A 20,432-nucleotide genomic window follows, 5' to 3' on the forward strand; every position below is an offset into this window, starting at 1 on the left:
GCTGCTCCCGACAATGCTCCGAAGAACATCATCAGGCCGCCACCGCATCAAGCGCCCACACTTATCGGCTGTAAATTTTTAAAGATCGATCGCGAAGTTGCCGCGCAGTTTCGTTCAGACAACCACTTAACTACCGGCTTCTTTCTGCGTTGCTGCGTCTGCAGCAGAGAAACGAGATTATGAAGAATCTTTTTCGCTTCGTCAACCCCTTTTTTTCGCTCACCGCTTAAAAAAGCTGCCGACTCCTGCATCCGCCGGTTTCCGCGGCGGTCCTCGCTGCCTGACGTCAGAGACATCGAACTGCGAAGGGGGCGAATCTTATCGCCCCCGCCGGCGCTGTGCAAGGGGCTGGCGAAACATAATTTCGACCGCCGCTCGCGGCGATCGAAATCTGTCGAGCCGTTACTTGTTCTTGAACGCGGGCTTGCGCTTCTCGACGAAGGCCGCCATCCCTTCCTTCTGGTCTTCCGTCGCGAAGAGCGAATGGAACATGCGGCGCTCGAAGTGCACGCCTTCCGCGAGCGTGGTCTCATAGGCGCGGTTCACCGACTCCTTGGCCATCATGACGGCGGGCAAGGAGAATTCACAGATGGTCGCCGCCGCCGCTAGCGTTTCGTTCAGCAGCTCTGCGGCCGGAATCACTCGTGATACGAGCCCGGCGCGCTCCGCTTCTTCCGCACCCATCATCCGCGCGGTCAGGCACAGGTCCATCGCCTTCGCTTTCGACACCGCGCGCGGCAGACGCTGCGTTCCGCCCGCACCCGGAATCACGCCCAACTTGATCTCGGGCTGGCCGAACTTCGCCGTATCGGCGGCGAAGATCATGTCGCACATCATGGCCAGTTCGCAGCCACCACCGAGTGCGAAGCCGGCGACCGCAGCGATGATCGGCTTGCGAATCGAGCGGATCGTTTCCCAGTTGCGCGTGATGTAGTCGCCTTTGTACACATCCATGAAGGTGTAGCTCGCCATCATCCCGATGTCCGCGCCCGCAGCGAACGCCTTTTCGCTACCTGTGATGACGATCGCGCCAACCCCCTCGTCGGCGTCGAACGCCTTGAGGGCCGCGCCCAGTTCGTCCATGAGCGCATCGTTTAGTGCGTTGAGCGCCTTCGGCCGGTTCAGCGTGATCAGTCCGACCTTGCCACGCGTCTCGACCAGGATGTTTTCGTACCCCATAGCTCCTCCTTTCATCAAAAAAAAGTCCCCAAAAAAATTTTTTACGCCGAACTTTGACTAATGCTAACATTGGCCAACCAACCGGTCGGTCAATTAATTGACACGAGCCCCGTCCAACCTCTCAGTCAACGTTGAGCCATGACACATTCGCTGTTCGCCAAGCATGAGGGCGCGCTTCAAAAAGCGCTTGCCGCCATCGAGACCCGCGGCTACTGGAGCCCGTTCGCCGAAATGCCTAGCCCCAAAGTGTACGGGGAAACCGCTAGCGCAGACGGCGAAGCCGCGTTCAAGGCCCACCTGAATCGCACCTTCGAACTCGACCAACCGTCGACGGGCGAAACCGTCGGCAGCGAGGCCTCGCCGTTCGGCTTCGCGCTCGGCGCGCGCTATCCGAAGTCGACGCCGGACCAGTTGATCGAAGCCGCGCAGCAAGCCCAGCTCGGCTGGCGCGCCGGCGGCCCGCAGGCATGGGCCGGCGTGAGTCTCGAGATCCTGGAGCGCTTGAACCGCGCGAGCTTCGAGATCGCCTTCAGCGTGATGCACACGACCGGCCAGGCGTTCATGATGGCCTTCCAGGCCGGCGGCCCGCACGCTCAGGACCGCGCGCTGGAAGCCGTCGCCTACGCATACGACCAGCTGCGCCGCATTCCCGCCGATGCGCACTGGGAAAAACCGCAGGGCAAGAACCCGCCCCTCGCGATGCAAAAGCGCTTCACCATCGTGCCGCGCGGCACCGGCCTCGTGCTCGGCTGCTGTACGTTCCCGACCTGGAATGGCTACCCGGGCCTTTTCGCGGATCTCGCGACGGGCAACACGGTCATCGTCAAGCCGCACCCGGGCGCGATCCTGCCGCTCGCGATCACCGTGCGTATTGCGCGTGACGTGCTGCGCGAAGCCGGCTTCGATCCGAACGTCGTGACGCTGCTCGCCACCGATCCCAACGACGGCGCACTCGTGCAGCAGCTCGCACTGCGCCCCGAGATCAAGCTGATCGACTTCACGGGCAGCACGCAAAACGGCGACTGGCTCGAGCGCAATGCGCATCAGGCGCAGGTCTACACGGAAAAGGCCGGCGTGAACCAGATCGTGATCGACTCCGCGGACGACCTGAAGGCCGCCGCCCGCAACATTGCATTCTCGCTCTCCCTTTACTCGGGCCAGATGTGCACGGCCCCGCAGAACATCTATGTGCCGCGCGACGGCATCCGCACCGCTGAAGGCCAGGTGAGCTTCGAGGCCGTCGCCCAGGCGATTGCTGGCGCCGTGCAGAAGTTCGTCTCCGATCCGGCGCGCGCGGTCGAAGTGCTCGGCGCGATCCAGAACGAAGGCGTGACGGCTCGCATCGACGAAGCCCGCAAGCTCGGCACCGTGCTCGCCGACAGCCAGACGCTGGAACACCCGCAGTTCGCCGGCGCGCGCGTGCGCACGCCGCTCGTGCTTTCGCTCGACGCCGCCCGCGACGCCGCCCAGTTCACGCGCGAGTGGTTCGGGCCGATCTCGTTCGTGATCGCCACGGATTCGACCGCCCAGTCGCTCAAGCTGGCCGGCGAGACCGCGCGCGACCACGGCGCGCTCACGCTTTCCGTATACAGCACGGACGACGCCGTGATCGAAGCCGCGCACGAAGCCGCCATCACCGGCGGCGTGGCGCTCTCGATCAACCTGACGGGCGGCGTATTCGTGAACCAGTCGGCTGCGTTCTCGGACTTCCATGGCACCGGCGCGAACCCCGCGGCAAACGCCGCGCTCGCCGACGCCGCCTTCGTGGCGAACCGCTTCCGCGTGGTTCAGAGCCGCGTTCATGTTGAACCGAAAGCGACCCCCGCGGTAGCCAGCTGAACGGCCTATGCCGTTCGGCCGAATGGCGCCCGATTGCCCATCCCACTAGCATGCAAGGCGTGAGCGCACTTTTGCGTTCGCGCCCCAGGAACCCGAGATGACCGAAGCCTATATCTGCGACGCGATTCGCACCCCGTTCGGCCGCTACGGCGGCGCCCTCAAGGACGTCCGCGCGGACGACCTCGCCGCGGTGCCCATCCGCGCGCTCGTCGAGCGCAATCCCGGCGTGGACTGGAGCGCGCTCGACGACGTGCTCTACGGCTGCGCCAACCAGGCCGGCGAAGACAACCGCAACGTCGCGCGCATGGCCGCGCTGCTCGCAGGCCTGCCGACCGACGCGCCGGGCGGCACGCTCAATCGCCTGTGCGGCTCAGGCCTCGACGCCGTCGGCAGTGCGGCGCGTGCGATCAAGGCAGGCGAAGCGCGCCTCATGATCGCAGGCGGCGTGGAAAGCATGACGCGCGCGCCGTTCGTCATGGGCAAGGCGGCTTCGGCGTTTTCGCGTGAAGCGGCCATCTACGACACGACCATCGGCTGGCGTTTCGTCAACGAGCTGATGAAGCAGCAGTACGGTGTCGATTCGATGCCGGAAACGGCGGAAAACGTCGCGGAAGAATTCAGAATCAATCGCGCCGATCAGGACGCGTTCGCGCTGCGCAGCCAACAGAAAGCGGCCCGCGCGCAGAAGGACGGCACGCTCGCGCAGGAGATCGTCGCGGTCGAGATTGCGCAAAAGAAGGGGGACCCCGTGCGCGTGACGCTTGACGAGCACCCGCGCGAGACTTCGCTCGAATCGCTCGGCAAGCTCAAGGGCGTCGTGAAGCCGGACGGCACGGTCACGGCGGGCAACGCCTCAGGCGTCAACGACGGCGCCTGCGCCCTGCTGCTCGCCAATGAGGAGGCCGCAAAGCAGTATGGCCTGCGTCGCCGCGCGCGCGTGCTTGGCATGGCGACCGCTGGCGTCGCGCCGCGCATCATGGGCATCGGCCCCGCACCCGCTACGCAAAAACTGCTCAAGCAGCTCGGCATGACGCTGGATCAGTTCGATGTGATCGAACTCAATGAGGCATTCGCCTCGCAAGGTCTCGCCGTGCTGCGTGCACTCGGCATTACCGACGACGATCCGCGCGTGAACCCGAATGGCGGCGCGATTGCGCTGGGCCACCCGCTCGGCGCTTCGGGCGCACGTCTCGTCACGACGGCGCTCCATCAGTTGGAGCGCACGAACGGACGCTTCGCACTTTGTACGATGTGCATCGGCGTCGGCCAGGGTATTGCCCTCGCGATCGAACGCGTCGAGGCATAACGCGCACAGTATCGACCGGCCGCCGGGCGACGCGTTCGGCGGTTTCAGACAGGAGACAACCGATGCCCTACGATGCGATCCGCGTCGAAATCGACGCATCCACCCGGGTGGCCACGATTACGCTGAACCGCCCGGACAAGCTCAACAGCTTTACGCGCGCCATGCACCGCGAGCTTGCCGCAGCGCTCGACGAGATCGCCGCAGCCGGCGCGCGGGCCCTTGTGCTGACGGGCGCGGGCCGCGGCTTCTGCGCGGGCCAGGATCTCGCCGATCTCGACTTCACGCCGGGTGCGATGAGCGATCTCGGCGACCTCATCGATGAGCATTTCAATCCGCTGATCAAGCGCCTGCAGGCGCTGCCGATGCCCGTGATCGCCGCCGTCAACGGCACCGCGGCCGGCGCTGGCGCCAATCTCGCCCTCGCCTGCGACCTCGTGCTCGCCGCACGCTCCGCAAGCTTCATCCAGGCGTTCGTGAAGATCGGCCTCGTGCCCGATTCTGGCGGCACGTGGTTCCTGCCCAAGCGCGTGGGCATGGCGCGCGCACTCGGACTCGCCATGACCGGCGAAAAACTGAGCGCGGAAAAGGCGGAGACCTGGGGCCTCGTCTGGCAAGTCACCGACGACGCGGAACTCGCGCAAACGGCCGGCGCGCTCGCCGCGCGCCTCGCGCAGCAACCCACGCGCGCCATCGTTGCCACGCGCGAAGCGCTGCGCGCATCGGCCACGAACTCGCTCGACCAGCAACTCGATCTCGAACGCGATCTGCAGCGCGAACTGGGCGCTTCGTACGACTACGCGGAAGGCGTCCAGGCCTTCATCGAAAAACGCGCACCACATTTCGAGGGCCGCTGAGATGTCCACGCAAGTTTCGCAACTTCCGGAGGACAACAGCTTGTCGCCCGACGAACTCGCTCGCGCGGCCGCGCAAGCGATGTACGAATCCGACGGCTGCACTCGCGCGCTCGGTATGGAACTCCTCGAAGTGCGCGCTGGTTACGCGCGCCTGCGCATGGCCGTGCGGCCCGAGTTCCTCAACGGCCATCAGACCTGCCACGGCGGGATGATTTTCTCGCTCGCGGATTCGGCGTTCGCCTTCGCGTGCAATTCATACAGCATCAACACCGTAGCGGCCGGCTGCTCGATCGAGTTCCTGCGTCCGGTCCTGCGCGACGAGGTGTTGACTGCCGAAGCCGTCGAACAGGCGCTATCGGGACGCAACGGGGTCTACGACATCCGCGTGACGAACCGGGCAGGCGAAACCGTCGCGCTATTCCGAGGCAAGTCCGCGCAGATTCGCGGCAATGTCATTCCAGTCGCAACGTGAAGCGGGTTTCCCCTTCTCGATTCCGCACGCGTCACGAGTAAAGTTATTAAGATCCAGGAGACACCCATGAGTACCACGCTGCCGCTCGAACCCATCGAAAAGGCGAGCCGCGACGAGCTTGCTGCTCTGCAGCTCGAGCGTCTGAAATGGTCGCTGAACCACGCTTACGAGAATTCGCCGGTCTATCGCCGCAAATTCGACGAAGCAGGCGTGCATCCGTCCCAGGTGCAGTCGCTCGCCGACCTCGCGCGCTTCCCGTTCACTACGAAGAAGGATCTGCGCGACAACTATCCCTTCGGCATGTTCGCGGTGCCGCAAGACCAGATTTCGCGCATCCATGCGTCGTCGGGTACGACGGGCAAGCCGACCGTAGTGGCCTACACGGCGCGCGACATCGACACCTGGGCGAACCTCGTCGCGCGTTCGGTGCGCGCAGCGGGCGCCAGGCGCGGCGACAAGGTGCACATCAGCTATGGCTATGGACTCTTTACGGGCGGCCTTGGCGCGCACTACGGCGCGGAACGCGCGGGTCTCACCGTCATTCCGTTTGGCGGCGGCCAGACCGAGAAGCAGGTCCAGCTGATCCAGGACTTCCGTCCCGACATCATCATGGTCACGCCGAGCTACATGCTCGCCATCGCCGACGAAATGGAGCGCCAGGGCATTGATCCGGCCACCTGTTCGTTGCGCATTGGCATCTTCGGCGCGGAGCCGTGGACCAATGAAATGCGCAAGGCCATCGAGCAGCGCATGGGCATCACGGCCGTCGACATCTACGGTCTTTCGGAAGTGATGGGCCCGGGCGTCGCCTCGGAGTGCGCGGAGACGAAAGACGGCCCGACGATCTGGGAAGACCACTTCTACCCCGAGATCATCGACCCGGAAACCGGCGAAGTGCTGCCCGATGGCGAATTGGGCGAGCTCGTCTTCACCTCGCTCACGAAGGAAGCGCTGCCCATCGTCCGTTACCGCACGCGCGACCTCACGCGTCTCCTGCCAGGTACGGCGCGCACCATGCGCCGCATGGAAAAGATCACGGGCCGCTCGGACGACATGTTGATCATCCGCGGCGTGAACGTGTTTCCCACGCAGATCGAGGAACTGCTGCTGAAGCAGCCGGCGCTCGCACCGCACTATCAGATCATCCTGACGAAGGAAGGTCCGATGGACGTGATGTCGCTCAACTGCGAACCGTGCCCGGAAGCCGCACCCGACTACGGCGCACTCGACGCGGCAAGCAAGGCGCTCGCTTACGACATCAAGGCGCTCATCGGCGTGACGTGCAAGGTGAACGTGCTGGAAGTGAACGGCATCGAGCGCTCTGTTGGCAAGGCCAGGCGAGTCATCGACAAGCGGCCGAAGTAGCAGCGGCCCGCAACGCGTAGCAAAAGAAAAAGCCGGCAAGCGCCGGCTTTTTCGCTTCACGTGTACAGCGCAAGCGCCACTACGATCAGGAATTCGGGAACAGCAGCCACATGCGGCCGCCCTGCTTCATCTTGCCGGCCAGATCGCCAGCGTCGTCGCCAAGTCCCCAGAAGTAGTCGGCGCGCACGCCGCCCTTGATCGCCGTGCCCGTGTCTTGCGCGAACACGAGCCGGTTGAGCGGCGTATTCGTGAGCGGGCGCGTGGTCTGAAGAAACACCGGCGTGCCAAGCGGAATCGACGACGGATCGACGGCAATTGAGCGTTCCGGCGTGAGCGGCACGCCGAGCGCACCGATCGGGCCATCCGCGCCGCCCTGCGCGTCGCCTTCGGAGCCCGCCATCTCGCGGAAAAACACGAAGCGCGGATTGGTGTCGAGGAGCGCGTCCACGCGCGTCGGGTTCGCGCGTGCCCATGCCTTGATGCCCTGCATGGTCGCCTGCGCGGACGTAAGTTCGCCGCGGTCGAGCAGCCAGCGCCCGATCGACTTGTACGGCTGGTTGTTGGTGCCGCCAAAGCCCACGCGCATCACGCTGCCGTCTTCCATCACGACGCGCCCGGAGCCTTGCACCTGGAGGAAGAACGCTTCGATTGGATCGTCCACCCACACGAGTTCGTTGCCGCCCAGCACGCCCGAACGTTCGAGCTGCGCGCGCGGCGGCATTGCGGTACCCGGACGATTGCCGGACGGCCAGCGATACAGCGCGGTCTGATAGATGCCGTGACGCGTGCGCGAACCATGCAGTAGCGGTTCGTAGTAGCCGGTCACGAGGCCGTCGAGCGTGCCGTCGTTGTTGGCGAACTGATAGGGCGTGAAATACATTTCGAAGAATGCGCGTGCGCTCGACGCGTCCAGGTCGTCGAGCTGCGAGGCTGCAGAGCACGCGCGCTGCCAGCGAGGATCCCGCGCGAGGCGCGTGCAGTTCGCGCGCAGCGCCGCGGTCACGCCGATCAGCGAGTCATCCTGCCAGCCCGGCACCTGCTGCCAGGCGACCGGCGTGAGACGTTGCGCGGCGAGCTGCGAGGGCAGCGTGGGCGCACCCTTGGGCGGCGCGTTGTGCACGTAGCTCGGGCCACCGCATGCGGCAAGCAAAGCCGCCAGCGAAACAGCGCCCAACCAGCCGCCTAACCGGACACCCCCTCGCCGAAGCGCGGCCCCCGCGCAATATCGCACCTTTGTGAATCCCGGCATCACCGGGACATCGAGACCAGAATCGACGTCAAAATCACGCCTACAATATTGGCTCTCGATGGATGCCGCCATGTCAGAACTGCTCGACGAATACCCGATGCTCATGTTTGGTCTGGAAGCGCTCCTTGCGCTGTTCCTGCTGATTTTCATCGTTGTGTGGACCGCGTCGGGCAGGAAGAAGCAAGCCTCGCGCGACGATCGCCGTCAGGACTAGCAGACCCCGAATTCTCGCGGCAGTTCAATCCCCGCAGTTCAATCACGTCACTTCAATGCAGCGTGCGCGGCATGCGCAGCACGAACTCGGGCACGGGCGCCTCGAAGCGCTCGGCGTCCTCGGCCACACAGAAGTACTCGCCGCGCATGGTGCCCACCGGGGTCGCGATCACGGCCCAGCTCGTGTACTCGAACTGCTCGCCCGGCTTCAGAAGCGGCTGATGGCCGACCACGCCCAGCCCCTTCACTTCCTGCACGTAATTTTCGCTGTCCGTGATCACCCAGTGGCGCGCGATCAGCTGTGCGCTCACCTGACCGGTATTGCGAATGGTCAGCGTGTACGCGAAGGCATATTGCCGGCGCTCCGGATCCGATTCTTCGGGCAGGTAGCGCACCTGCGACGTCACGCTGAATTCGTACTGGCTCATCCTTGTTCCATTCGCCCGGGTGCGGCTGCTGAGTCCGTTGACTGAGACGCCCGCGCGGCGCGCTCGCGAGCGCGCCGCGAGGCGCGGCACATCGTTTCGCATTCTGCTTGATGCAACGGACACCCGCAACCCGGCGCGGTCCGTGACGCCCGCCGCGAAACGCTCTCCTACTGACGGTAAAATACGGTTTTCCGACAGTTTTTCGATGGCCGCCATGACGCAATTCCGCATCGCCCCCAGCATTCTCTCCGCCGACTTCGCGCGTCTTGGCGAGGAAGTCCGCAACGTCGTCGCTGCCGGCGCCGACTGGATCCACTTCGACGTGATGGATAACCATTACGTGCCGAACCTCACCATCGGCCCGCTGGTGTGCGAGGCGATCCGCCCGCACGTGAGCGTGCCCATCGACGTGCATTTGATGGTGCGCCCGGTCGACCGTATCGTGCCCGACTTCGCCAAGGCCGGCGCGAACCTCATCAGCTTCCACCCGGAAGGCTCGGACCACATCGACCGCACGCTCTCGCTGATCCGTGACCACGGCTGCAAGGCGGGCCTCGTGTTCAACCCGGCCACGCCGCTGAACTACCTCGACCACGTGATGGACAAGCTCGATCTCGTGCTCATCATGTCGGTGAATCCGGGCTTCGGTGGCCAGTCGTTCATTCCCGAGGCGCTCAACAAGCTGCGCGAGGCGCGCGCGAAGATCGACGCCTACACGGCGCGCACGGGCCGCGAAATCCACCTCGAAGTGGACGGCGGCGTGAAGGTCGACAACATCGCCGAAATCGCGGCGGCTGGCGCGGACACCTTCGTGGCCGGCTCGGCGATCTTCGGCAAGCATGACTACAAGACCGTGATCGACGAGATGCGCGCGCACCTCGCGACCGCAACAAGCGCTGCAAACGCAAAATGAACGCCCCGATCAAGTTCACCGCGCCGCGCATCGAAGCGGCGCTGATCGACCTCGACGGCACGATGGTCGACACCGCAGACGACTTCGCCGCCGGCCTGAACGGCATGCTCGCGCAGCTCGACGCCGAGGAAACCACGCGCGAGGAAGTGATGGGCTACGTGGGCAAGGGCTCGGAGCACCTGATCCGCAGCGTGCTCGCGCCGCGCTTTCCCGCGGGCAACGTGGAGGCGCGCTTTGACGAAGCGCTCGCGCTCTACCAGGATGAGTACGCGAAGATCAACGGCCGCCACACGCATCTGTACCCGGACGTCGAAGCGGGCCTCGCCGCACTGCGCGACCAGGGCATCAAGCTCGCGTGCGTGACCAACAAGCCGCACCGCTTCGCGGTCGAGCTTTTGCAGCAATATGGCCTCGCGCACTACTTCGAAGTGGTGATCGGCGGCGACAGCCTAGCGAAGAAGAAGCCCGACCCGCTGCCGATGCTCACCGCCTGCGAGCGCCTGGGCGTGAAGCCCGCGGCGGCGGTTGCGATCGGCGATTCGGAGAACGATGCGATTGCGGGCCGCGCGGCCGGCATGGCCACGCTCACGGTGCCCTACGGCTACAACCACGGCCAACCTGTACAAAAAATTGAATCGGATGGTATAGTTGCCTCGCTGTTCGACGCCGCCAAGGCGGTCGCAGCGCACAATGATCTGACTTAAGTTCTCAACTGAACGTCAACTATCCTCATGTTTCTGAATAAAAAACGGAGTCTGAGCACGATCGACCGGGGAGCCTGGCCCTGGCGTCGCTGGTCGCGCTAACCTCACCCGAGGTTCGCTGAAGATTGTCTTCGGCACCGTTTTTTACTTCGCTGCGCACTCGCGCGTGTCTCGACTCTAAACTGTTGCAGTAACCCGTCGGCTGGTCTGGCCGTTGGCTTTCGTTGTCCTTGCGTGTCGTTTCGCCGTTCGCGGCGAGGGGCGCGAGGCGCGAGCGGCTACGCCTCACCTTCCGTCGATGTACTGCACGCCGGCCCGGCAAGCGCTTGATCATGAGCGCGACCTCGGGCCGCACGAGCGAGCGCCAGCGGCCATCAAGCACTCAAAAACAAACGCCTCGCGCTCACCGCGCGCCCCGTTTTGAGCCGCACTGGGCCCGCACCCGCCGCGACCGGCAGCACGAACAGGATCGGAACATGACCGAACTCGAATTTCAGTCCCTCGCCAACGAGGGCTACAACCGTATCCCGCTGATCGCCGAAGCGCTCGCCGATCTCGAAACGCCGCTCTCGCTGTATCTCAAGCTCGCGCAGCCCGAGCGCGGCGGCGCCAATTCTTTCCTGCTGGAGTCCGTGGTGGGCGGCGAGCGCTTCGGGCGCTACTCGTTCATCGGCCTGCCGGCGCGCTCGCTGATCCGCACGCGCAACGGCGTTTCGGAGGTCGTGCGCGACGGCCAGGTGATCGAGACGCATGACAGCGATCCGCTCGAATTCATCGCGACGTACCAGGCGCGCTTCAAGGTCGCGCAGCGTCCGGGCCTGCCGCGCTTCTGCGGCGGTCTCGCGGGCTACTTCGGCTACGACGCGGTGCGCTACATCGAGAAGAAGCTCGCCGATACCTGCCCGACCGACGACCTCGGCCTGCCCGACATCCAGTTGCTGCTGACCGAAGAAGTCGCGGTCATCGACAATCTCGCGGGCAAGCTGTATCTCATCGTCTACGCCGATCCGCAAACGCCCGAGGCCTACACCAAGGCCAAACATCGCCTGCGCGAACTCAAGCAGCGCCTGCGCACCACGGTGCAGCCGCCGGTGACTTCGGCGAGCGTGCGCACCGAAACGTTCCGCGAATTCAAGAAGGACGACTACCTCGCCGCCGTGCGCAAGGCGAAGGAATACATCGCCGCGGGCGAGTTGATGCAGGTGCAAGTGGGCCAGCGCCTCACCAAGCCGTATCGCGACAATCCGCTTTCGCTCTACCGTGCGCTGCGCTCGCTCAACCCGTCGCCGTACATGTACTACTACAACTTCGGTGAATTCCACGTGGTGGGCGCGTCGCCGGAGATTCTGGTGCGCCAGGAGAAGCGCGGCGAAGACCGCATCGTGACGATCCGCCCGCTCGCGGGCACACGGCCGCGCGGCAACACGCCCGAGCGCGACGCCGAACTCGCAACCGAACTGCTCAACGACCCGAAGGAAATCGCCGAGCACGTCATGCTGATCGACCTCGCGCGCAACGACGTGGGCCGTATCGCCGAGATCGGCTCGGTTACGGTGACCGACAAGATGATCATCGAGAAGTACTCGCACGTGCAGCACATCGTGAGCTCGGTGGAAGGCAAGCTTAAGCCCGGCATGAACAACTTCGACGTGCTGCGCGCCACGTTCCCAGCCGGCACGCTCTCGGGGGCGCCGAAGGTTCGCGCGATGGAACTGATCGACGAACTGGAGCCGGTGAAGCGCGGCCTCTATGGCGGCGCGGTCGGCTATCTCTCGTTCAACGGCGAGATGGACCTCGCGATCGCGATCCGCACCGGCCTCATCCACAACGGCAATCTGTATGTGCAGGCCGCCGCGGGCGTGGTTGCGGATTCGGTGCCCGAATCCGAATGGCAGGAAACCGAGAACAAGGCGCGCGCCGTGCTGCGCGCCGCCGAGCAGGTGCAGGACGGCCTCGACAGCGACTTCTGAGCGGAGAAAAGACCATGTTGCTCATGATCGACAATTACGATTCGTTTACCTACAACATCGTCCAGTACTTCGGCGAGCTCGGCGAAGACGTTCACACGTATCGCAACGACGAAATCAGCATCGACGAAATCGCGAAGCTCAACCCCGCGCGCATCTGCCTCTCGCCCGGACCGAGCAACCCGCAGCACGCCGGCATCACGCTCGACGTGCTGCGCGAATTTGCAGGCAAGACGCCGATTCTCGGCGTGTGCCTCGGCCATCAGGCGATTGGCGAAGCGTTCGGCGGGCGCGTCGTGCGTGCGAAGACCATCATGCACGGCAAGGTCAGCCAGATCGAAACCGACTGCAAAGGCGTGTTCGCCGACCTGCCGAAGCACTTCAACGTCACGCGCTATCACTCGCTCGCCATCGAGCGCGAGTCGCTGCCGGACTGTCTCGAAGTGTCGGCCTGGACCGACGACGGCGAAATCATGGGCGTGCGTCACCGCGAGCTTGCGGTGGAAGGCGTGCAGTTCCATCCGGAATCGATTCTCTCGGAGCACGGCCACGCGCTGTTCGAGAATTTCCTGAAGCAAACCAAGAGCGCTTAACCCCGAGGCAACCATCATGATTACCCCGCAAGAAGCGCTGCAACGCACGATCGAGCACCGCGAGATTTTTCACGACGAGATGCTGCACCTCATGCGCCTGATCATGCGCGGCGAGCTCTCGCCCGTGCAATCGGCGGCCATCCTCACCGGCCTGCGCGTGAAGAAGGAAACCATCGGCGAGATCACCGCCGCCGCGACGGTGATGCGCGAATTCGCGAATCACGTTGAGGTGCAGGACAACTCGAACTTCATCGACATCGTCGGCACCGGCGGCGATGGCTCGCACACCTTCAACATTTCCACTGCTTCGATGTTCGTGGTCGCGGCTGCCGGCGCGAAGGTCGCGAAGCACGGCAACCGAGGCGTCTCCAGCAAGTCGGGCAGCGCGGACGTGCTCGAAGCGCTCGGCGTGAACATCGACCTGCAGCCGGACCAGGTGGCGGCCTCGATCGCCGAAACGGGCATGGGCTTCATGTTCGCGCCCAACCACCATCCCGCGATGAAGAACATCGCCGCCGTGCGCCGCGAGTTGGGCGTGCGCACGATCTTCAACATCCTCGGGCCGCTCACGAATCCGGCCGGCGCGCCCAATCAGTTGATGGGCGTGTTTCATCCGGACCTCGTCGGCATTCAGGTGCGCGTGATGGAGCGTCTCGGCGCAAAACACGTGTGCGTCGTGTACGGCAAGGACGGCATGGACGAAGTCTCGCTCGGTGCGGCCACGCTCGTCGGCGAACTGAAGGACGGCCAGATTCGCGAGTACGAGATTCACCCCGAAGACTTCGGCATGCAGATGGTGTCGAACCGTTCGCTCAAGGTCGAAAACGCCGACGAGTCGAAGGCGATGATGCTCGGCGCGCTATCGAACGAGGCTGGCACCGCGCGCGAGATCGTCGCGCTGAACGCGGGCACCGCGCTCTACTCGGCGAACGTGGTGGACTCGATCGCAGAAGGCATCACGCTCGCGCGCGAGACTCTCGCAAGCGGGCGCGCGCGCGCCAAAGTCGACGAACTGGTACGCTTCACGCAACAGTTCAAACGCTGATCCAGCACCGTTTTTTGCCTCCGAACATCATGAGTGACATCCTCGAAAAGATCATCGCGGTCAAGCGCGAAGAAGTGCGCGCCGCCGAGCAGAGCGCCCCGCTCGAAGAATTGCGTCTGCAGGCGAGCACGCGTGACCTGCGCGATTTCGTCGGCGCATTGCGCGCGAAGCACGACAACGGCCAGGCCGCCGTGATCGCCGAAGTGAAGAAGGCTAGTCCGTCGAAGGGCGTGCTGCGCGAAAACTTCCAGCCCGCCGAAATCGCGCGCTCGTACGCCGAGGGCGGCGCGGCCTGTCTCTCCGTGCTCACCGACGTACAGTTCTTCCAGGGCAGCGCCGCGTACCTCGAAGGCGCGCGCGCCGCGTGCGATCTGCCGGTGCTGCGCAAGGACTTCATTGTCGATCCGTACCAGATCGTCGAAGCCCGCGCGATGGGCGCCGACGCGATCCTGCTGATCGCCGCCGCCCTCCAGCCCGGCGAAATGCGCGACCTCGAAGCGCTTGCGCATTCGCTCGGCCTTGCGGTGCTCGTCGAAGTGCATGACCGTGAAGAACTCACGCACGCGCTCACGCTGAAGACGCCGCTCATCGGCATCAACAATCGCAATCTGCGCACGTTCGAAACGACGCTGGATACGACCATCGGCATGCTCGACGATGTGCCTGAAGACCGCATCGTCGTGACCGAGTCGGGCATTCTCTCGCGTGCGGACGTCGAGAAAATGCGCGCGCTTTCCGTGCACACGTTCCTCGTGGGCGAGGCGTTCATGCGCGCCGACCAGCCGGGCGCGGAACTCGCCCGCATGTTCTTCTGATCGCGCGGCACGATGGGTATCGAACGCGAAATCAAGCTCGCGCTGCCGCGCGACCAGGTGGACGTGGCGCTGCGTCTCTTCGAGACGCGCGCCGGTAAGCCGGGTCGCGCCATCAGGCTCGAGAACATCTACTTCGACACGCCGGCGCTTGCGCTCGCCCGCGCAAAGAGCGCGCTGCGCCTGCGCCGCGCGCCCGAAGGCTGGCTGCAGACGTTCAAAACTGTGGGTGTGGCGCAAAACGGGCTGCACGCACGGCACGAGTGGGAAATGCCGGTGGCGGGCGAAGCGCTTGAAATCGACAAGCTGCTACATGAGTGCGACGAAGCCGGTGTTTCGACGGCGCTCTCGGATGCCGCCGCGAACCTGATCCCCCTCTTTCGCACCGACTTCACGCGCACGCTGTGGACGCTCGAAGTCGACGGCGCGCAAGTGGAAGCGGCCATCGATCAGGGCGAAGTCATCGCGGAAGTGAACGGCGAAACGCGGCGCGCACCCATCTGCGAAATCGAACTCGAACTGAAGTCGGGCGACGAAGCGGCGTTGCACACGCTCGCCGCGGAACTCACGCAGGCGCTGCCAGGCCTCGCGCCGGACGACATCAGCAAGGCCCAGCGCGGATACAAGCTGCGCGAAGGCTGAGAACGAAGCGGCGCGTCTTCGGAGCGCCGCGCAAAAGCGCCCAATCACTCGAGAAAAGCTCGAAAATGGCGCTGTTAGTTGCAACATCGGCACCGATGCCGCAAAAGGCCGCCCTGTCGGGCGCGCCGGATTGAATCGCCACGCAATTGCTGCGACACTTGCCGCCCATGACCTCCACGAAACGCCCGCGCGTCGCGATGCCGGTGCAAGCCTCGCTGTTCGACGACGATCTGTCCGACACGGCGCAAGCCACGCTCGACGAGCCGCCGCTGCCCGAAGTCGACCCGCGTCAGATCACGATCTTCTCGCTTTTCGGCGCCAACGAATTCCCGGCGCCCGAGCGCACGCACGGCGTTATGTCCGCCCCCGCCATGTCCAACCAACCCGCCATGCCCCAGGCCGCAATCGACACCACTCGCCTCGAAGACCAGTTCGATGCGCTGCCCGCCGCCTGGCGCGAGCTGCTCGCGCCTTTCATCGCGAGCGACGCCTACGCGCCGCTGTGCCGCTTCGTCGACGACGAGCGCGCCGCTGGCAAGACCGTCTATCCCGCAGACGTGTTCCGCGCGCTGCGCCTCACCTCGCCCGACGACGTGAAGGTCGTGATCCTCGGCCAGGACCCGTACCACGGCGACGATCGGGGCACGCCGCAGGCGCACGGCCTGGCGTTCTCGGTGCCACCCTCGGTGCGCCCGCCGCCTTCGCTGCGCAACATCTTCAAGGAGATCGCGGCGAGCCTCGGCATTCAAGCGCCGGCGCACGGCTGTCTCGACGCCTGGGCGCTCCAGGGCGTGCTGCTGCTGAACACGGTGCTGACCGTCGAGCGCGCGAGCGCTGCGAGCCACGCGAAGCGCGGCTGGGAGCGCTGCACCGACACACTGATCCAGGAACTCGCTGCGCGCCACGAGAACCTCGTGTTCATGCTATGGGGCGCGCACGCGCAGAACAAGCGCGCGCTGCTCTCGGGTGCGCATTGCGTGCTGGAAGCGCCGCATCCGTCGCCGCTTTCCGCGCATCGCGGCTTTCTCGGCTGCGGGCATTTTGCGCAGGCCAACGGCTATCTGCAGGCGCACGGCCGCCAGCCGATCGACTGGCGTTTGCCGGAGGAAGGCCTCGTGCTCGCTTGAGCCTCGCGGCGCGACGCGCAATGAAAAACGCCACGAGATCGCTCTCGTGGCGTTTTTGCTTTTACAGCCGTCAAACAGCCGTCAATCGCGAACTTTACGCTGCAGCGATCGCCTCACGCGCGCCCGCGAGCGCTGCGTTTGCCGCGTCCGGGCCCATGTTCAGGCCTTCGGCGTAGATGAAGTTCACGTCGGTCATGCCGAGGAAGCCGAGGAACGACTTCAGGTACGGCGTCTGGCTGTCGTGCGGGGTGCCTTGATACTTGCCGCCGCGTGCCGAAACGACATGCACCTTCTTGCCGTTCACGAGACCTTCGGGGCCATTCGCGGTGTAGCGGAACGTGATGCCGGCACGCGCGATCCAGTCGAAGTACGTCTTGAGTTGCGACGAGACGCCGAAGTTGTACATCGGCGCACCGATCACGATGACGTCTGCTGCCTGCAGTTCCGCGATCAGCGCTTCGCTGCGTGCGGCGATGGCCTGCTGCTCCGGCGTGCGCTGCTCGGCCGGAGTGAAGAACGCGCCGAGCACGGCGTCGTCGAGGTGCGGCAGCGGATCGGCTTGCAGGTCACGCGTGACGATTTGCGCGCCCGGATTCGATTGTTGCAGCCTGGCCGTCAATTCGTTGACGAGCAGCGTCGATTGGGCGCCTTGCGAGCGGGCGGCGGAATTGATTTGCAGGATGGTGGTCATGGTGGCTCCTTCGGGTCTCAGTTGCGCAACGTTGCGCGAGTGAAGCCATTGTGTTTATTTACCGCGCCCCGAAAAAGTAGTCCGCCGATGACGGATTGTTGCAGTGATAGAACAATCGCCCGCATGAAAAAACGGCGCGGGATCAATCACCCACGCCGTTTTTGGTGCCGCCGCGCCCCGCCCCGCGGCTTACGCCGCCAGCCAGCGCTCGCGCAAGCCGCGCGCGGGCGCACGCTTGTCGGAGGCCGCGAGCTTGTAGCGCGCGACTTCGGGCATGTCGAGGGTCAGACGCGCCACACGAAGCTCGTCGCGGCGGAACGCGTGGATATCGACCTTCGTACCCGGCTGGTAGCGCGAGAGCAGCGCGTCGAGATTCGAACCCGTCACGCGCAGGCCGTCGAGCGCTACAAGCGCGTCGCCAGCCGAAAGCCCCGCCTTCTGGGCCGCGCCGCCTTCGTAGACCACGGCAAGCGTCGCTTCGGCGCCGCCACGCAGCCGCGCGCCGAGCGACGGCCTCGCGCCGCGCTCAGGCTCCCCATCGAGCGTCACGCCGAACGGCTCGAACAGCGCCGCGAGCGGCAGGTCGCGCGTGCCGCGCACGGCGTCGCTAAAGAGCGCGCCCAGTTCCACGCCCGTCGCCTCGGCAATCAGCGCCTCGACATCGTCCTCGCCCACGCCCACCGGCTTGCCGCGATAGAAGTCGCGCCCATAGCGCTGCCACAGGAGGCGCATGACGTCGTCGAGCGATTTGCGGCCGTTCGTCTGCGCGCGAATCGCGAGGTCGAACGAAAGCGCCACGAGCGAGCCCTTGGTGTAGTAGCTTACGATCGCATTCGACGCGTTCTCGTCCTGGCGGTAGTACTTCACCCACGCGTCGAACGAGCTTTCCGCGACGCTCTGCTTCAGGCGTCCTGCCCCGCGCAGCACGCCGGCGATCGTCTTGCCGAGCAGGCCGAAGTATTCATCTGCGGAAATGAGCCCGCTGCGCACGAGCATGAGGTCGTCGTAGTACGACGTGAAGCCCTCGAACAGCCACAGCAGCGACGTATAGTCCTCGCGCGTGAGGTCATACGGCACGAACGCCGCGGGCTTGATGCGCTTCACGTTCCAGGTGTGGAAGTATTCGTGGCTGCACAGACCGAGATAGGTGCGATAGCCGTCCGACGTCTCCGGCTTGCCCTTCACCGGCAGATCGGTGCGATTGCAGATAAGCGCCGTCGATGCGCGATGCTCGAGGCCACCGTAACCGTCGCTCACGGCCTGCGTCATGAACACGTAGCGCTCCATTGGCGCGCGCTTCGTGCGTGGCTCGAACAGCGCGATCTGCGCCTCGCAGATCTTCTTCAGGTCGGCGGCGAGACGCTCGGTGTCGAGCGCGACCACGCGGCCAGCGATCACGATGTCGTGCGGCACGCCGTGTGCCTTGAAGCTCGCGAGCGTGAACTCGCCGAGCGTGACCGGATGATCGATCAGTTCGTCATAGTTCGTGGCCGTGTATTCGCCGAAGCCGTAACGCTTGGTGCCGCGCGCCTCCGTGAGCGCCGTGCCCACGCGCCAATGGCGGTACGCGTGCCCGTCCGGACGCTGAATATCGACCGCGTGCTGCGCCTCCTCATGGCCGAGCGCCGCGAGAAACACGCTCGTGCCGTTGAAGAAGCCCACCGTGTCGTCGAGATGCGCCGCGCGCACCGACAGGTCCCACGCGTAGACCTCGTAGCGCAGCGTGAGCGCGCCCTTCACGGGCGCGGCCTGCCACGAGTGCTTGTCGGTCTTCGTCACGCGCACCTTGCGGCCCGCGTCGTTGAAAGCGCGCAGCGTGACGATGTTGCGCGCGAACTCGCGCACCATGTAACTGCCCGGAATCCAGACGGGCAGCATGAAGCGTTGGCCGTCCGGCGCGGGGTCTTCCACGGTGAGCGTCACCTCGAACAGATGCGCGGCGGGATTCTTCGGGACGATGGTGTATCGGATCGGCTTCATCGGCGGGATCGGTGAGAGATTCGGTCAGCAGACGCGGATTGCAAATTCAGTATGCCCGGCAGACAGAAACGGACAAAAAGCGCCGGGCAAAAAAAGCACCGGCCGCGAAAGCGGCCGGCGGGTTTGGGAGAGGCGTCAGTGAGCGCCGTTCAGTCCGCGTTCGAGCCGGTCGGCGCTGACTGCGCCCGGCAGGCGCGTGCCGTCGGCGAGGATCACGGTGGGCGTGCCGGTCACGTTCATCTTCTGGCCGAGCGCGAGATTGCTGTCAATGGCGGCCGTGTCGCACGTGCCGGCTGCCGTGGGTGCCTTGCGGTCCACCATCCACGACTCCCACGCCTTCGCGCGGTCGGACGAGCACCAGATCTGCTTGGCCTTCGCCGTCGAATCAGGCGAGAGCACCGGATACAGGAACGTGTAGACCGTCACGTTGTCCACGGACTTCAGCGTGTTTTCGAGCTGATGGCAGTACGGGCAGTTCGGGTCGGAGAACACGGCCATCTTGCGCTTGCCGTCGCCCTTCACGACCTTGACCGCGTTCTCGAGCGGCAGCTTCGCGAAATCGACCTTGTTGATTTCGTTCAGGCGCGCCTCGGTCAGATTGCGGTGCGCCTTGGTGTCGATGAGTTCGCCGTTGAGCACGTAGTCGCCGTTGGCGTCGCTGTAGACGATCTGCGTGCCGAGGTTGATCTCGTAAAGGCCGGGCATGGGCGCTTTGGTGATGCCCTTGATGTCCCCGGCGTCGATGCCGAGGCGCGTCTGCAGCGCCGACTTGATCTTGTCGGTGGTTTGGTCGGCCTGGGCCGAGCAGCCGAGCGCCGAGGTGGCTACCGCGATCACGAGCGCGGCAAATCGAATACGCGTTTGCATGGGATGCATTCCTGATTCGGGCGCGCCGCGCAGGGGCGACGCGCGCAGAGTTCCGTTGAATGGCCGGGGCGGCATGCGCTGCGGGCGCGGCCAATACACCCATTCTAAGCTGCACCGGGCCTCAAGCAACCGAAATGCCTGCTTGAGCGGCAAATGGGGGGTAAATGAACGATAAAGCCCGGGGAT

At 64.9% G+C, this 20,432-nt stretch carries 21 protein-coding genes; 15 read left to right on the plus strand and 6 right to left on the minus strand.

Translation table 11 applies throughout. The annotated features are described in order from the left end of the window. Positions 1-183, plus strand: a 183-nt coding sequence (locus tag M3I54_RS14320) for a hypothetical protein (RefSeq protein WP_254336883.1), incomplete at its 5' end; no start/stop codon positions are given. Between the two features lie 219 nt (positions 184-402). Here M3I54_RS14320 and M3I54_RS14325 read toward each other — a convergent pair. Beyond that, positions 403-1,179, minus strand: a complete 777-nt coding sequence (locus tag M3I54_RS14325) for an enoyl-CoA hydratase (RefSeq protein WP_254336885.1) — start codon at positions 1,177-1,179, stop codon at positions 403-405. 138 nt (positions 1,180-1,317) lie between these two features. Between M3I54_RS14325 and paaN the strand changes: the two genes are divergently transcribed. The 5 genes from paaN (at position 1,318) to paaK (ending at position 7,015) form a co-directional block, all read left to right on the plus strand. Continuing rightward, on the plus strand, positions 1,318-3,018 hold the full coding sequence (paaN, locus tag M3I54_RS14330) for a phenylacetic acid degradation protein PaaN (protein WP_254336887.1): 1,701 nt from the start codon (positions 1,318-1,320) through the stop codon (positions 3,016-3,018). Between the two features lie 97 nt (positions 3,019-3,115). Continuing rightward, the gene (pcaF, locus tag M3I54_RS14335) at positions 3,116-4,324 is read left to right on the plus strand and encodes a 3-oxoadipyl-CoA thiolase (RefSeq protein ID WP_254336889.1); all 1,209 of its coding nucleotides are present in this window, start codon (positions 3,116-3,118) and stop codon (positions 4,322-4,324) included. 62 nt (positions 4,325-4,386) lie between these two features. Further along, on the plus strand, positions 4,387-5,178 hold the full coding sequence (paaG, locus tag M3I54_RS14340; RefSeq protein ID WP_254336891.1) for a 2-(1,2-epoxy-1,2-dihydrophenyl)acetyl-CoA isomerase PaaG: 792 nt from the start codon (positions 4,387-4,389) through the stop codon (positions 5,176-5,178). Between the two features lies 1 nt (position 5,179). Continuing rightward, entirely contained in the window at positions 5,180-5,650 is a 471-nt protein-coding gene (paaI, locus tag M3I54_RS14345; RefSeq protein ID WP_254336892.1) for a hydroxyphenylacetyl-CoA thioesterase PaaI, read from the plus strand. Positions 5,651-5,716: 66 nt separating this feature from the next. Then, positions 5,717-7,015 (plus strand): phenylacetate--CoA ligase PaaK, encoded by a 1,299-nt coding sequence (gene paaK, locus M3I54_RS14350; protein WP_254336894.1) that lies wholly within the window; start codon positions 5,717-5,719, stop codon positions 7,013-7,015. 85 nt (positions 7,016-7,100) lie between these two features. On the opposite strand, the gene M3I54_RS14355 is transcribed toward paaK, so the two are convergent. Beyond that, a complete protein-coding gene (locus M3I54_RS14355) occupies positions 7,101-8,369 on the minus strand; it encodes a murein transglycosylase A (protein WP_375542144.1) in 1,269 nt (422 codons plus the stop codon). On the opposite strand from M3I54_RS14355, the gene M3I54_RS14360 reads away from it, so the two are divergent. Further along, positions 8,335-8,478 (plus strand): hypothetical protein, encoded by a 144-nt coding sequence (locus M3I54_RS14360; protein WP_165822966.1) that lies wholly within the window; start codon positions 8,335-8,337, stop codon positions 8,476-8,478. The two genes, M3I54_RS14355 and M3I54_RS14360, sit on opposite strands and share 35 nt — an antisense overlap. 52 nt (positions 8,479-8,530) lie before the next feature. Here the strand turns inward: M3I54_RS14360 and apaG are convergent, their stop codons facing one another. After that, positions 8,531-8,905, minus strand: coding sequence for a Co2+/Mg2+ efflux protein ApaG (gene apaG, locus M3I54_RS14365; protein ID WP_254336898.1), 375 nt, complete (start codon positions 8,903-8,905; stop codon positions 8,531-8,533). A 214-nt stretch (positions 8,906-9,119) separates the two neighbouring features. Here apaG and rpe point away from each other — a divergent pair, with 214 nt between their 5' ends. The 8 genes from rpe (at position 9,120) to M3I54_RS14405 (ending at position 16,708) form a co-directional block, all read left to right on the plus strand. After that, positions 9,120-9,818, plus strand: a complete 699-nt coding sequence (gene rpe / locus M3I54_RS14370) for a ribulose-phosphate 3-epimerase (protein ID WP_254336900.1) — start codon at positions 9,120-9,122, stop codon at positions 9,816-9,818. Continuing rightward, entirely contained in the window at positions 9,815-10,522 is a 708-nt protein-coding gene (locus M3I54_RS14375; RefSeq protein WP_254336902.1) for a phosphoglycolate phosphatase, read from the plus strand. Before rpe ends, M3I54_RS14375 begins: the two co-directional genes overlap by 4 nt. Positions 10,523-10,998: 476 nt before the next feature. Beyond that, entirely contained in the window at positions 10,999-12,492 is a 1,494-nt protein-coding gene (gene trpE, locus M3I54_RS14380; protein WP_254336904.1) for an anthranilate synthase component I, read from the plus strand. Positions 12,493-12,506: 14 nt separating this feature from the next. After that, positions 12,507-13,082, plus strand: a complete 576-nt coding sequence (locus M3I54_RS14385; protein WP_254336906.1) for an aminodeoxychorismate/anthranilate synthase component II — start codon at positions 12,507-12,509, stop codon at positions 13,080-13,082. 13 nt (positions 13,083-13,095) lie between these two features. Then, the gene (gene trpD / locus M3I54_RS14390) at positions 13,096-14,127 is read left to right on the plus strand and encodes an anthranilate phosphoribosyltransferase (RefSeq protein WP_254337086.1); all 1,032 of its coding nucleotides are present in this window, start codon (positions 13,096-13,098) and stop codon (positions 14,125-14,127) included. 29 nt (positions 14,128-14,156) lie between these two features. Next, a complete protein-coding gene (trpC, locus tag M3I54_RS14395; RefSeq protein WP_254336908.1) occupies positions 14,157-14,942 on the plus strand; it encodes an indole-3-glycerol phosphate synthase TrpC in 786 nt (261 codons plus the stop codon). Positions 14,943-14,954: 12 nt separating this feature from the next. Further along, positions 14,955-15,581, plus strand: a complete 627-nt coding sequence (locus M3I54_RS14400; RefSeq protein ID WP_254336910.1) for a CYTH domain-containing protein — start codon at positions 14,955-14,957, stop codon at positions 15,579-15,581. A 356-nt stretch (positions 15,582-15,937) separates the two neighbouring features. Beyond that, the gene (locus M3I54_RS14405) at positions 15,938-16,708 is read left to right on the plus strand and encodes a uracil-DNA glycosylase (protein ID WP_375542145.1); all 771 of its coding nucleotides are present in this window, start codon (positions 15,938-15,940) and stop codon (positions 16,706-16,708) included. A gap of 94 nt (positions 16,709-16,802) precedes the next feature. On the opposite strand, the gene M3I54_RS14410 is transcribed toward M3I54_RS14405, so the two are convergent. The 3 genes from M3I54_RS14410 to M3I54_RS14420 form a co-directional block, all read right to left on the minus strand. Then, positions 16,803-17,399: an FMN-dependent NADH-azoreductase gene (locus M3I54_RS14410; protein WP_254336914.1), complete on the minus strand. Its 597-nt coding sequence runs from the start codon at positions 17,397-17,399 to the stop codon at positions 16,803-16,805. Positions 17,400-17,588: 189 nt separating this feature from the next. Next, positions 17,589-19,379 carry a M61 family metallopeptidase gene (locus tag M3I54_RS14415; RefSeq protein ID WP_254336916.1) on the minus strand — a complete coding sequence of 597 codons (1,791 nt, stop codon included), beginning with the start codon at positions 19,377-19,379 and terminating at the stop codon, positions 17,589-17,591. Between the two features lie 135 nt (positions 19,380-19,514). Further along, positions 19,515-20,246 carry a DsbC family protein gene (locus M3I54_RS14420; protein ID WP_254336918.1) on the minus strand — a complete coding sequence of 244 codons (732 nt, stop codon included), beginning with the start codon at positions 20,244-20,246 and terminating at the stop codon, positions 19,515-19,517. Positions 20,247-20,432 lie beyond the last annotated feature (186 nt).

The organism is Paraburkholderia sp. CNPSo 3274, assembly GCF_024206475.1.
Lineage (GTDB): Bacteria > Pseudomonadota > Gammaproteobacteria > Burkholderiales > Burkholderiaceae > Paraburkholderia.

Bases quoted from the DNA above. Each gene is read 5' to 3' on its own strand.
- M3I54_RS14385 (WP_254336906.1), top strand. From the start codon at position 12,507: ATGTTGCTCATGATCGACAATTACGATTCGTTTACCTACAACATCGTC.
- M3I54_RS14420 (WP_254336918.1), bottom strand. From the start codon at position 20,246: ATGCAAACGCGTATTCGATTTGCCGCGCTCGTGATCGCGGTAGCCACC.
- pcaF (WP_254336889.1), top strand. From the start codon at position 3,116: ATGACCGAAGCCTATATCTGCGACGCGATTCGCACCCCGTTCGGCCGC.
- paaN (WP_254336887.1), top strand. From the start codon at position 1,318: ATGACACATTCGCTGTTCGCCAAGCATGAGGGCGCGCTTCAAAAAGCG.
- M3I54_RS14355 (WP_375542144.1), bottom strand. From the start codon at position 8,369: ATGAGCATCGGGTATTCGTCGAGCAGTTCTGACATGGCGGCATCCATC.
- M3I54_RS14405 (WP_375542145.1), top strand. From the start codon at position 15,938: ATGTCCGCCCCCGCCATGTCCAACCAACCCGCCATGCCCCAGGCCGCA.
- M3I54_RS14410 (WP_254336914.1), bottom strand. From the start codon at position 17,399: ATGACCACCATCCTGCAAATCAATTCCGCCGCCCGCTCGCAAGGCGCC.
- trpC (WP_254336908.1), top strand. From the start codon at position 14,157: ATGAGTGACATCCTCGAAAAGATCATCGCGGTCAAGCGCGAAGAAGTG.
- M3I54_RS14360 (WP_165822966.1), top strand. From the start codon at position 8,335: ATGTCAGAACTGCTCGACGAATACCCGATGCTCATGTTTGGTCTGGAA.
- M3I54_RS14400 (WP_254336910.1), top strand. From the start codon at position 14,955: ATGGGTATCGAACGCGAAATCAAGCTCGCGCTGCCGCGCGACCAGGTG.
- M3I54_RS14415 (WP_254336916.1), bottom strand. From the start codon at position 19,379: ATGAAGCCGATCCGATACACCATCGTCCCGAAGAATCCCGCCGCGCAT.
- paaG (WP_254336891.1), top strand. From the start codon at position 4,387: ATGCCCTACGATGCGATCCGCGTCGAAATCGACGCATCCACCCGGGTG.
- M3I54_RS14375 (WP_254336902.1), top strand. From the start codon at position 9,815: ATGAACGCCCCGATCAAGTTCACCGCGCCGCGCATCGAAGCGGCGCTG.
- paaK (WP_254336894.1), top strand. From the start codon at position 5,717: ATGAGTACCACGCTGCCGCTCGAACCCATCGAAAAGGCGAGCCGCGAC.
- paaI (WP_254336892.1), top strand. From the start codon at position 5,180: ATGTCCACGCAAGTTTCGCAACTTCCGGAGGACAACAGCTTGTCGCCC.
- apaG (WP_254336898.1), bottom strand. From the start codon at position 8,905: ATGAGCCAGTACGAATTCAGCGTGACGTCGCAGGTGCGCTACCTGCCC.
- M3I54_RS14325 (WP_254336885.1), bottom strand. From the start codon at position 1,179: ATGGGGTACGAAAACATCCTGGTCGAGACGCGTGGCAAGGTCGGACTG.
- trpE (WP_254336904.1), top strand. From the start codon at position 10,999: ATGACCGAACTCGAATTTCAGTCCCTCGCCAACGAGGGCTACAACCGT.
- rpe (WP_254336900.1), top strand. From the start codon at position 9,120: ATGACGCAATTCCGCATCGCCCCCAGCATTCTCTCCGCCGACTTCGCG.